Annotated in this window: 8 protein-coding genes; 4 read left to right on the top strand and 4 right to left on the bottom strand. The window is 61.6% G+C overall.

Features of this window, described 5'->3' with window-relative positions:
- Window positions 1–4: 4 nt before the first annotated feature.
- The 4 genes from FFS64_RS28795 to FFS64_RS28810 are packed head-to-tail and all read right to left on the bottom strand — an operon-like array spanning window position 5 to window position 3805.
- A complete protein-coding gene (locus FFS64_RS28795; RefSeq protein WP_137808139.1) occupies window positions 5–652 on the bottom strand; it encodes a CpsD/CapB family tyrosine-protein kinase in 648 nt (215 codons plus the stop codon).
- A complete protein-coding gene (locus FFS64_RS28800; RefSeq protein ID WP_137808140.1) occupies window positions 652–1398 on the bottom strand; it encodes a sugar transferase in 747 nt (248 codons plus the stop codon). Before FFS64_RS28800 ends, FFS64_RS28795 begins: the two co-directional genes overlap by 1 nt.
- Complete coding sequence (locus tag FFS64_RS28805; RefSeq protein WP_137808141.1) at window positions 1395–2456, bottom strand: NAD-dependent epimerase; 1062 nt, start codon at window positions 2454–2456, stop codon at window positions 1395–1397. The genes FFS64_RS28800 and FFS64_RS28805 overlap by 4 nt, the downstream gene beginning before the upstream one ends.
- Window positions 2453–3805, bottom strand: coding sequence for a UDP-glucose/GDP-mannose dehydrogenase family protein (locus FFS64_RS28810; RefSeq protein WP_137808142.1), 1353 nt, complete (start codon window positions 3803–3805; stop codon window positions 2453–2455). The genes FFS64_RS28805 and FFS64_RS28810 overlap by 4 nt, the downstream gene beginning before the upstream one ends.
- A gap of 390 nt (window positions 3806–4195) precedes the next feature.
- On the opposite strand from FFS64_RS28810, the gene FFS64_RS28815 reads away from it, so the two are divergent.
- From FFS64_RS28815 to FFS64_RS28830, 4 genes are all read left to right on the top strand, one after another.
- The gene (locus FFS64_RS28815; RefSeq protein WP_137808143.1) at window positions 4196–5893 is read left to right on the top strand and encodes a sulfatase-like hydrolase/transferase; all 1698 of its coding nucleotides are present in this window, start codon (window positions 4196–4198) and stop codon (window positions 5891–5893) included.
- Between the two features lie 125 nt (window positions 5894–6018).
- On the top strand, window positions 6019–6687 hold the full coding sequence (locus FFS64_RS28820) for an ABC transporter ATP-binding protein (protein WP_137808144.1): 669 nt from the start codon (window positions 6019–6021) through the stop codon (window positions 6685–6687).
- A 1-nt stretch (window position 6688) separates the two neighbouring features.
- Window positions 6689–9160: an FtsX-like permease family protein gene (locus FFS64_RS28825; protein WP_137808145.1), complete on the top strand. Its 2472-nt coding sequence runs from the start codon at window positions 6689–6691 to the stop codon at window positions 9158–9160.
- The gene (locus FFS64_RS28830; protein ID WP_137808146.1) at window positions 9150–10220 is read left to right on the top strand and encodes a lipocalin-like domain-containing protein; all 1071 of its coding nucleotides are present in this window, start codon (window positions 9150–9152) and stop codon (window positions 10218–10220) included. Before FFS64_RS28825 ends, FFS64_RS28830 begins: the two co-directional genes overlap by 11 nt.
- The last annotated feature ends 139 nt before the right edge of the window (window positions 10221–10359 follow it).

The raw sequence follows: 10359 nt of genomic DNA on the forward strand, positions 1-10359 counted from the left end.
TTGCTTACAGGTTTTTGTACAGCCACTTGGGCATGTAGTACTTGCGCCGGTTGAACACGCTGCCGACCATTTTTGCCCCGGCCTGGGTCAGGCGTTGCACCGCGGCCTGTGCGACTTCCCAGCGGGTGTCTTCGGAGCGCACGACTATGATCACGCCATCTACCTGTGTGCTGATGACCAGCGTGTCGGCGGCCGAATACACGGCGTCGCCGTCAATCACCACGAAGCGATAGCGGCTGCCGAGCTCGTCGAGCAACGCCCCCAGGCGTTCCGGTGTCAGGTGCTCGTTACCCCGGGCATACCGGCCGTTGGGCAGGATGTGAAAGGGCAGGCTCGACACGTCCACCACGCAGTCCTGCAACAGCGGCGGGCTCTGGTGATTGAACAGCAGGTCGCGGAAACCGCGTTCCTTGGTCAACCCCAGCTGTTGCGTGAGGTTGGTCGAGGATAGGCTGGCGTCCACCAGCAGTACCTGGCCGCTGCTCATTTGTGCCAGTTGACTGGCCAGCACCAGGGCGCTGGTACTCGTGCCCGCGCCGGGGGTGGCGGCGGTCAGGAACAGGATTCGCAGATCCTGATCGAGTACGGTCGAGGTAAGGTTGGACTCACTGGGGTTGGCGATGCTGAGACTCTTGGTAGTTGAACCGTCCATTAGCTTGCTCCATGGCCGCTGAATACTTTGAAGGGGGTTTTCAACAGGATCTTCAGATCAAGCAGCAGGCTCTGCTCGGCGATATAGCTGAGGTCCAACTCAACGCGCTGGTCGAAGTCGATGTTGCTGCGTCCGGAGATCTGCCAGAGGCCGGTCATGCCGGGGTAGATGCTCAGTCGCGCAAGGTGATTGTCTTTGTAGCGATAGGCGTTGAACGAGGTCGGCCGGGGACCGACCAGGCGCATGTCGCCGGCCACTACATTGAACAGGTTCGGCAGCTCATCGAGGCTGGTACGGCGCAGGAAGCCGCCGATGCCGGTGATGCGCGGATCCTTGTCGATCTTGAAATCGATGGCGTCGGCACCGTGCTTGTTCAGGTGACGCAGCGATTCCTTGAGTTCCTCGGCGTTGGCCACCATGGTGCGGAACTTGTACATGCCGAACATGCGGCCGCGGTAGCCGGTGCGTTTCTGCACGAACATCACCGGCCCCGGACTGCTGAGCTTGACCGCCAGCGCCAGTCCCAGCAGTACCGGGGAGATCAGCACCAGGATCACCAGTGCACCGAGGCAGGCGAGTACGCGGTTGGTTCGCGACAGCGTCCACGGCCGACCACCGTGCCGGCCTGTTACCCAGCCGCGACCCTGCATGTGGATCGCCGCGTCGAGGCGCATTCGGTGTTCGGGGTCCAGGCGCTTGTCACGGCGCAACAGTTGGATCGGCACACCTTTTTCATGTCCAGTCATTGAGCAGTCCTCCGCTGGAATTCAGCCGCGAGCGGCGCGTAGGGGATAGGCAGTGGGTAGTAGTCGCGGAACCAGGCAATGAAGCGTCCGAGTCCCTCATCCAGCTCGATACGGGGCTGGAAACCGGTGGCGCGGGCCAGGTCGCTGGCATCGGCGCAGGTGTTGAGTACGTCGCCGGGTTGCAGGGGCAGCAACTCGACCTGGGCTTTTTGTCCCAGGTGTTTTTCCAGCAGCGCCAGGTAGTCCTTGAGTTCCACCGGGTGCTGGCCGCCGATGTTGTAGATTCGCCACGGCGCCATGCTGCTGGCCGGGTCCGGATGCTCGCGGTCCCATTCGGCATTGGCCTGTGGTGGCTGGTCGATCAGGCGGGCGATGCTCTCGATGATGTCGTCGATGTAGGTGAAGTCGCGCTGGTGTTCGCCGTAGTTGAACAACTTCAGCGGCTTGCCTTCAGTGATCGCCCGGGCGAACTGGATCGGCGACATGTCCGGCCGGCCCCAGGGGCCGTACACCGTGAAAAAACGCAGGCCGGTGCAGGGAATGCCGAACAGGTGGCTGTAGCTGTGGGCCATCAGCTCGTTGGCTTTCTTGGTCGCGGCGTACAGCGACAGCGGGTGATCGACGCCGTCGCGCACCGAATATGGCGTGTGTTGGTTGGCGCCGTACACCGAGCTGGACGAGGCGTAGATCAGATGCTTGACCGGGTGGTGGCGGCAGCTTTCGAGGATGTTGAGGAATCCGTTCAAATTGCTGTCGAGGTAGGCGCGGGGGTTCTCCAGGGAGTAACGCACCCCGGCCTGCGCCGCGAGGTTAATCACCACCTCGGGTTGTTCACGGGCAAACAGGGTCTCGATGGCCGAGGCATCGGCCAGGTCAATGGTTGCGAGTTGGAAACCGCCGACCTGTTCCTGCACCCAACGCACGCGATCGTGCTTGAGTTGCGGGTCGTAGTAGTCGTTGAAGTTGTCGAGCCCGACCACCTGATGCCCGTCACGCAACAGCCGCAACACGCAATGGGCACCAATGAATCCGGCGGCTCCGGTCACGAGAATCTTCATGGGCGCGACGCCTCGGGCACGACGTGGCGCAGGCCGATGCCGCTGTAGTGCAGGCCGGCCGCTGCCGCATGTTCGGGGTTGTACAGATTGCGCCCGTCGATGATCACCCGCGAACGCAGTTTGCTTGCCAGCAGGTCGAAGTCGACCACGCGGAAGTTCTTCCATTCGGTGCAGATCACCAGCGCGTCGGCATCTTCCAGGGTGTCGTCGCGGGTGGCGCACAGGTGCAGGTCTTTGCGGTAGCCGTAGAGGCGCCGGCATTCGGACATGGCTTCCGGGTCATAGGCCTGCACGCTGGCGCCTTCGGCCCACAGCGCATCCATCAGGTAACGGCTGGGCGCTTCGCGCATGTCATCGGTGTTGGGCTTGAAGGCCAGGCCCCAGATCGCGATGGATTTGCCGGCCAGCCCTTGGGGGAACTGCGCCTTGAGTTTGCTGAACAGGATTTGGCGCTGGCTGTCGTTGACGTCAGTGACACTGCGCAACAGACGCAGCGGCATGCCGTTGTGTTCGGCGGTGTGCAGCAGGGCGCGCAGGTCCTTGGGGAAGCACGAGCCGCCGAAGCCGCAGCCGGGATAGATGAAGTGGTAGCCGATGCGCGGGTCCGAGCCGATGCCTTTGCGCACCGCTTCGATATCGGCCCCCAAAAGCTCGGTGAGGTTGGCCAGTTCGTTCATGAAGCTGATGCGCGTGGCGAGCATCGCGTTGGCAGCGTACTTGGTCAGTTCGGCGCTGCGGTTGTCCATGAACATGAGCTTTTCATGGTTGCGGCAGAAGGGCGCGTACAACTCGCTCATCTGGTTGCGGGCAGTGTCGTCGCCGGTGCCGATGATGATCCGGTCCGGACGCATGCAATCGGCCAGGGCACTGCCTTCCTTGAGAAATTCCGGGTTGGATACCACCCGCACCTGCAGCGAACCCTTGTCCCGGCGCTGCAGTTCTTGCAGGGCGGTCGCCGCGACCTGGTCCGCGGTGCCGACCGGCACGGTGGACTTGATGATCAGGGTGCGATCGGCCTCCATGAAACTGGCGATCTGCCGCGCTACATTGAGTACATGGCTGAGGTCGGCGGAGCCGTCTTCATCGGCGGGCGTGCCGACGGCAATGAAGATCAACTCGGCGTGTTCGACGGCGTCGCTGGCCTGGGTGGAGAAGAGTAACCGGCCGGCCTTGATGTTTTCTTCCAGTGTACCGGAGAGTCCCGGTTCACTAATTGGTGGAACAGCTTGTTGCAACTGTTTGATCTTGTTCGGATCAATGTCGACACATAAGACGCGATGTCCAACATCCGCCAGTGCCGCGGCTTGTATAAGGCCAACGTAGCCCGTACCAAATACGCTCACGTCCATATTGGCGTGCCTCGTAAGTCGGTGGAAAGATCAGAAATGAGACTGTCAAAAGGGGTATAGCCCAGCCTTGGAAAAACATGTCAGCAAACTGACATGTTAAAGAGCTAATACACCCCCAGTTTTGGGGGGCCATTTGCCATCAAACGCTCGGCCCTGCTGGCTTAGCCGGATTTTTTAGCGATCGCGAAGATTTTCAACAAAGCGATAAACGGTCGTAAGGCTTGAAATACAAGGGCTGTAGGCCGTTTAGTGTGTCAGAAATGAGACGATTATTTTTTGACGCTTTCAGCTGATTTTTTGACGTTTCTTGCACTTTGATGGCTCGATGCTAGTGTCAAAAAATGGCCGACGACCTTCTTGTCATAGTGATAAATAACCGGCGTCAAAATAATGATTCGATACTTCAAAGAAATTCTGATTGCTGTCTATTTGCTCACCTATTACGACTATTACTTTGGTCGTATCAGCGCAATCGGATTAAGTTTCCCACTAGTGTTGTTTGTCGGCATGTTCGTCGTGTTGACAGTTGCGTTATTCATGACGGCCTATATTCGCCAGACTCTGATTCGTCATCTGTTCGCCTTGGCAATGTTTGGCTCTGCGGTGTTCTTTGATGTTTATTCGCGGGTTACCGCCGATTACCTGACCTACAGCAGTTTTGTCTCGCTGGTGTATTCCGGTGGCTTCATCGAAGAGGCGCTGTACCAGTACCGTGGGGCGATCATCAGCGGCGTACTCGGTGGTTTGCTGCTGTTGTTCGGCATTGGCCTCAAGCCGCGCCGGCGTATGCCTGTGCCAGGGGCATTGTTGGTGGCGGCACCGCTGCTGGGTGTGCTGTTGCTCAGTGCCGTGTTGTTCGTGCGCGCCGGGGAGGGCGCGCGGGGCCTGCCAGTAATGTACACGCCGCTGGCCTACCTGAACCTGTTCGCCTATGAATCCCTGCACAACACCGTCGGCCCGCGCGAACCGGTGAGCCTGGCGCGCGTCGATCAGCCGGTGGGTCACGATATTGTGCTGGTCATCGACGAGAGCATTTCCGGCAACTACCTGGACATCAATGCGCCGTTCGGTGTGCACAGCAATCTCAAAGAATCGCGTCCGGGCGTAGAGATTTACAACTATGGCTACGCCGCCTCGATCGCCAATTGCAGCGTCGACACCAACGTCACCCTGCGCTATGGCGGCACCCGCGCCGACTACGTACGGATCAATAGCACACTGCCGTCGATCTGGCAGTACGCGAAAAAGGCCGGCCTGCGCACGGTCTACATCGATGCCCAGCGCACCGGCGGCAATCTACAGAACCTGATGAACGCAACCGAGAAAAAGGACATCGATGAGTTCGTGCAATTCGACCAGACCAGCGTGCGCGAGCGTGACATGGCCGCAGCGGCGAAGTTGATCGAACTGCTCAATGACGACAAGCCGCAACTGGTCGTACTCAACAAGGTCGGGGCGCATTTTCCGGTACACGACAAGTACCCGGACGCGTTCATGGCTTATCGTCCGACATTGCCACGGGGGCAGTTCCTCGAAGTGGCGGACACCGGTGAGCGAGACGGTTTCAACGGTCAGCCGGACGATTGGGTGCTGTACCGCAACGCCTACAAGAACACGCTGTTGTGGAACGTTGGGGAGTTTTTTTCACGGGTATTTGCCCAGGCGAATTTGAACAGTGCCTTGCTGATCTACACCTCGGATCATGGACAGGACCTGCATGAGCGGGGCAACCCCGGATTGAACACCCATTGCGGCGGCGACCCGGTGGAAGAGGAAGGGTTGGTGCCGCTGGTGGTGATTCAGGGCAGCGGATTGAAGACCCTCGATTGGCAGGCTGCACTTGCCGGCAACAAGGACCGCTCAAGCCACTACAACATCTTCCCGACCTTGCTACAGGTGATGGGTTACGACCTGGCAGGGGTGGAGGCGGTGTATGGCAAACCGCTGAGCGTGCCGACGGCGGATGAATTCACGTTCAACTATCGGTTCAATGCGCGGCTGGGGGCCAAGCCTGAATGGAAGTACATTGACTTGAACAGCATCGTGACGCCGTCGCAGGCACCGGCGAGCGTGGCGGTGGGGCAGTGAGATCCTGGTCGTTTGATCCGGCCTCTTCGTCGGAACGCCGCCCGGAGCCTGCTCGCGAAGAACAATGACGCGGTGCTGCTGCCGTCCGCTATCCTAGGCTCACTGCTTTCAACGAGCCTCCCCCCATGCTTGAAGTCCAGGACGTCTTCAAAAGTTACGCAACGCCACAAGGCCCATTGCCGGTGCTGCAAGGCGTCGACCTGAGCCTCAAGCCCGGCAGCAGCCTGGCACTGATGGGTGAGTCGGGCAGTGGCAAGAGTACCTTGCTGCACCTGATCGCCGGGCTGGACAAGGTCGATCGCGGCAGCATCCGCAGCGGCGAACAACGGCTGGAACGGATGAACGAAGGGCAACTGGCGAACTGGCGACGCACGGAAATCGGCCTAGTGTTCCAGCAGTTCAACCTGATCGGCAGTTTGCGGGTGGAGGACAACCTGGCGTTTCAGGCGCGGCTTGCCGGGCGCCATGATCCGCGCTGGCAGGCGCATCTGGTGCAACGCCTGGGGTTGGGGGATCTGCTGCGGCGTTATCCGGAGCAACTCTCCGGAGGCCAGCAGCAACGGGTAGCGCTGGGCCGGGCGTTGGCCTCGCAACCGAAACTGCTGCTGGCCGACGAGCCCACCGGCAGCCTGGATGAGGCCACCAGCGACGAGGTGCTGAAGCTGTTGCTGGAACTGCTCGATGACAGCCCCACGACCCTGTTGATGGTCACCCACAGTCCCAGCGTCGCGGCACGGCTGGCGGAAAAAGTGGTGCTGCACGGTGGTCGCCTGGCCGGTGTGGACGGGCGCTGAGGTGCGCATTTTTCGCGAAACCCTGCGCGCACTGCTCAGTCACTGGCACCAGCACCCGGTGCAGTTTTTCAGCGTGCTGACCGGGCTGTGGCTGGCCACCAGTCTGCTGACTGGCGTGCAGGCGCTGAACAGTCAGGCGCGGGACAGCTATGCCCGGGCCAGTCAACTGATCGGCGGCGAACCCCAGGCCAGCCTCAGTTCCCCCACTTCCGCGACCTTCCCGCAGCAATGGTTTGTCGATCTGCGCCGTGCCGGTTGGCCGGTGTCACCGGTATTGCAGGGGCGGTTGACGCTCAAGGGCCATGAGGATCAGCGTCTGCAACTGATGGGCATTGAGCCGGTGTCGCTGCCGGCGGGTGGCGTCGTGGCCGGGCAGGCGTTGACCATTGAGCAGGTCGTCGAGTTTTTCACGCCACCCGGCAGCACCTGGATTTCGCCGCAGACCCTGCAAACGATGGGGCTGAAGGAGGGCGATCGTCCTTTGGCGGTGAATGGTCAGGCGTTACCGCCGTTGCACATTCAGGCAGACATGGCGCCGGGGGTGTTGTTGGTGGATATCGGTTTTGCCCAGCGGGTACTCGGCTTGCCGGATCAACTGTCGCGCCTGCTGTTGCCCAAGGACTTCAGCGCGACCCTGCCCGATTCATTGAAGGGCCAACTGCAATTCAAGAGCAGCGGTGAAGAAAACAATCTGGTGCGCCTGACCGAAAGCTTTCATCTGAACCTGGATGCCTTGGGGTTTCTGTCCTTCGTGGTCGGCCTGTTCATTGTGCATGCCGCCATCGGGCTGGCGCTGGAACAGCGTCGCGGCTTGCTGCGAACATTGCGCGCCTGTGGCGTCAGTGCGCGGATGTTGATCGCCAGCCTGGCGGTTGAACTGGGTGTGCTGGCCTTGCTTGGGGGCATGGCCGGTGTGGTCAGTGGTTACCTGCTGGCCGGCATGCTGCTGCCTGATGTTGCCGCCAGCCTGCGCGGCTTGTATGGCGCCGAAGTGGCGGGGCGCTTGAGCCTGAGCCCGTGGTGGTGGTTCAGCGGCATCGGCCTGAGCCTGCTCGGCGCGTTGCTCGCCGGCGCCAACAGTCTATGGCGGGCAGCGCGTTTGCCGCTGCTGGCCCTGGCCGATCCGCAGGCCTGGCATCAGGCCCACGCGCGTTGGTTGCGCCGCCAGGGCTGGGTGGCGGCGCTGACCTTGGCGATCGCCTTGCTGGCGTTGCTGCGCGGTGACAGCCTGGCCAGCGGCTTCGTGCTGTTGGCCGCGCTGTTGCTGGGCGCCGCACTGGCATTACCGGTGGTACTCAATGCCGTACTCAACGGGCTGCTCGGTCGCACTCGGTCCGTACTCGGTCAATGGTTCGTCGCCGATTGCCGCCAGCAACTGCCCGCCTTGAGCCTGGCGTTGATGGCGCTGTTGCTGGCACTGGCGGCCAACATCGGCGCCGGCAGCATGACCGCCGGTTTCCGCCAGACCTTCAGCAACTGGCTCGAACAACGGCTGACCGCCGAGCTCTACCTCAATCCGCAAAATCCGGCCCAGGCACTGGAACTGCACACCTGGCTCAAGCAGCAGCCGCAACTCACGGCGGTGTTGCCCAACTGGCAGGTGTCGATCCAGCTGCAAGGCTGGCCCACGGATATTTTTGGCGTCATCGATCACCCGACCTATCGCCAGCACTGGCCGTTGCTCGAAGCCTTGGGCGACTCACCCTGGGAGCGCCTGGCCACGGACGATGCAATGATGCTCAGCGAACAACTGGCCCGGCGCCTGAAAGTGCGGCTGGGTGATCACCTGACGATTGCCACGCCCAATGGCCCATGGTCGCCCCGCATCGTCGGGATCTATGCCGACTATGGCAATCCGAAGGGGCACGTGCTGGTCAACGTCAATCACTTGCTGCGCGGCTGGCCGCAACTGACGCCCAATCGCTTCAACCTGCGCATCGAGCCGGCGTCGATTGCTCCGTTCGTGAAGGCACTGCAAGCGCGTTTCACGCTGGAAGACAGCCGCATTGTCGATCAGGCCCGGCTCAAGGGCTGGTCGACGCAGGTGTTCGAACGCACCTTCGCCGCCACCGCCGCCCTCAACAGCTTGACCCTCTGCGTGGCCGGCGTGGCGCTGTTCATCAGTCTGCTGACCCAAAGCCAGAGCCGCCTCGGACAACTGGCGCCGTTGTGGGCGCTGGGCGTGACGCGTCGGCAACTGATGTTGCTCAACCTCGGCCAGACCTGGTTGCTGGCGGTGTTGACGCTGGTGCTGGCGTTGCCGCTGGGCATCGCCCTGGCCTGGTGCCTGGACACGGTGATCAACGTCCAGGCCTTCGGCTGGCGCTTGCCGTTGCGGGTATTTCCGCTGCAATTGCTGCAGTTGATGGGGCTGGCACTGCTGGCGACCTTGCTGGCTTCGGCGTGGCCGTTGTACTCCTTGTATCGCACCCGGCCGGCGGACCTGCTGAGGACGTTTGCCCATGAGGATTAATTCGCTCATGTTGTTGGCGCTGCTATTGGCGGGCTGCGATCACCCGGCGCCGGCGGAAAAAGGCTTTGCGGGGATGGGCAATCAAGCGGCGGCGTTTACGCCGGTAATGCCCGGTCGAGTGTTCAGCTTCCCGGCGGATCACGGTCCCCACGATGGATTTCGCATCGAATGGTGGTACGTCACCGCCAACCTGAAGGACGGGCAGGGCAACGAGTTCGGCGCGCAATGGACGCTGTTTCGCAGCGCCTTGAAAGTCACGCCCGAAGTGGCGGGCTGGGAAAACCAGACGATCTGGCTCGGTCATGCGGCCGTGACCTCGGCGACGGTGCATCATGCTGCCGAACGCTATGCCCGTGGCGGCGTCGGCCAGGCCGGTGTCAGCCTGGCGCCGTTCAATGCGTGGATCGACGATTGGCGTTTCAGCAGCCAATCGAGCGATGGCGACCCGCTGGCCGACCTGCAACTGAGTGCCCGCGACAAGGCTTTCAGCTATCAACTGCGGCTGACATCGAGCCGGCCGCTGGTGTTGCAAGGGGACAAAGGCTTCAGCCAGAAATCCGAAGAAGGCCAGGCGTCGTATTACTACAGCCAGCCGTTTTTCCAGGCCAGCGGCACGCTGCAGATCGACGGCAAGACGTATCAGGTCAGCGGTCCCGCCTGGCTCGACCGTGAATGGAGCAGCCAGCCTTTGACCGCTAACCAGACCGGTTGGGACTGGCTTTCCCTGCATCTGGACAGTGGCGAACAGGTGATGCTCTATCGCATGCGGCAAAAGGACGGTGAACCTTACCTCACCGGCACGTGGATCGATGCCCAGGGCCAGACGCAGTTGCTGCACGGCCCCGACATTCGCCTCATCCCGCAGGACACCGCCCGCGTGGCCGGGCGCACGATGCCTGTACGCTGGTCGATCCAGATTCCCGGCAAGCAACTGGACATTGTCATCAGCGCTCTCAACCCCAACGCCTGGATGGGCCTGCGCATTCCCTACTGGGAAGGGCCGGTGCAATTGAGCGGCAGCCATGGCGGGCAGGGGTATCTGGAAATGACCGGTTATTGACCCATCTGCGCCAGCGCCGCTCATCTTTCGCTCATGAAGATCTGCTTCGGCAGCTTGAAGTCCCTCAGCTTGAGCAACGCCAGCGGTCCCGCCCCCAGTTCGGTGCGCAGGTTCCAGGTCAGGTAGATGCCATCGGGCG

The sequence above is a fragment of the Pseudomonas sp. G(2018) genome, assembly GCF_005502415.1.
In the GTDB taxonomy this organism is placed as follows: domain Bacteria; phylum Pseudomonadota; class Gammaproteobacteria; order Pseudomonadales; family Pseudomonadaceae; genus Aquipseudomonas.

Excerpts from the sequence above, each read along its gene's own strand:
- FFS64_RS28815 (WP_137808143.1), top strand. The coding sequence starts at position 4,196 with ATGATTCGATACTTCAAAGAAATTCTGATTGCTGTCTATTTGCTCACC.
- FFS64_RS28810 (WP_137808142.1), bottom strand. The coding sequence starts at position 3,805 with ATGGACGTGAGCGTATTTGGTACGGGCTACGTTGGCCTTATACAAGCC.
- FFS64_RS28795 (WP_137808139.1), bottom strand. The coding sequence starts at position 652 with ATGGACGGTTCAACTACCAAGAGTCTCAGCATCGCCAACCCCAGTGAG.
- FFS64_RS28800 (WP_137808140.1), bottom strand. The coding sequence starts at position 1,398 with ATGACTGGACATGAAAAAGGTGTGCCGATCCAACTGTTGCGCCGTGAC.
- FFS64_RS28820 (WP_137808144.1), top strand. The coding sequence starts at position 6,019 with ATGCTTGAAGTCCAGGACGTCTTCAAAAGTTACGCAACGCCACAAGGC.
- FFS64_RS28830 (WP_137808146.1), top strand. The coding sequence starts at position 9,150 with ATGAGGATTAATTCGCTCATGTTGTTGGCGCTGCTATTGGCGGGCTGC.
- FFS64_RS28805 (WP_137808141.1), bottom strand. The coding sequence starts at position 2,456 with ATGAAGATTCTCGTGACCGGAGCCGCCGGATTCATTGGTGCCCATTGC.